General features: G+C 71.7%; 1 protein-coding gene. It reads right to left on the bottom strand.

All coding sequences use genetic code 11. The features are described from left to right. On the bottom strand, positions 1-703 hold a 703-nt coding region (locus AC1D15_RS35700; RefSeq protein ID WP_477829813.1), incomplete at both ends, for an ATP-binding cassette domain-containing protein.

The raw sequence follows: 703 nt of genomic DNA, 5'->3' as shown, positions 1-703 counted from the left end.
CAGCAGGATGATGCGCGGCGCCCTCATCAGCCACTTGCCGATCACGAGCTTCTGCTGGTTGCCACCGGACAGCGCGCCGGCCGCCACGTCGAGGCCGTCGCAGCGCACCGCGAGCAGCGCCATCATCCGCTCCACCGCGGCGCGTTCGGCCTGGCGGTCGATCACGCCGCCGTGCGACAGCGCGCCGAGCGCCGCGAACGACAGGTTCTCGCGCACCGACATCGGCAACATCAGGCCTTCGGTCTTGCGGTCTTCGGGGATCAGCGCCATGCCGATGCGCGGCTGCTTCGCGGCATGCGGGCCGGTGAACGGGGTCGGGCGGCCGTCGATCAGCAATTCGCCGCGGCAGCCGCGCAGCACGCCGAACAGCGCGAGCAGCAGTTCGCGCTGGCCCTGGCCGTCGAGGCCGCCCAGGCCGACGATCTCGCCGGCGTGCAGGCGCAGGGAGACATCGGCGAGGCGGTGCGTCCAGTGCAGGCCGCGCAGCTCGAGGCGCGGCGGTGCCGGATCGGCTGCGGTCTCGGGTTCGCGCACCGGCTTGTCCGGGAACACGCCGCTGTAGCTGCGGCCGATCATCAGCTCGACGATCTCGGTGTCGGTCTTCGCGCCGGCCGCGAAGTGCGCGACGCTGCGGCCGTCGCAGAACACGGTGCATTCGTCGGCCAGCTCGGCGATCTCGTGCATGCGGTGCGAGATGTAGAGC

Source organism: Rhizobacter sp. P2_H2 (genome assembly GCF_056403375.1).
Note: the sequence above shows the minus strand (reverse complement) of the source record. Positions and strands in the feature narration are given on the sequence as shown.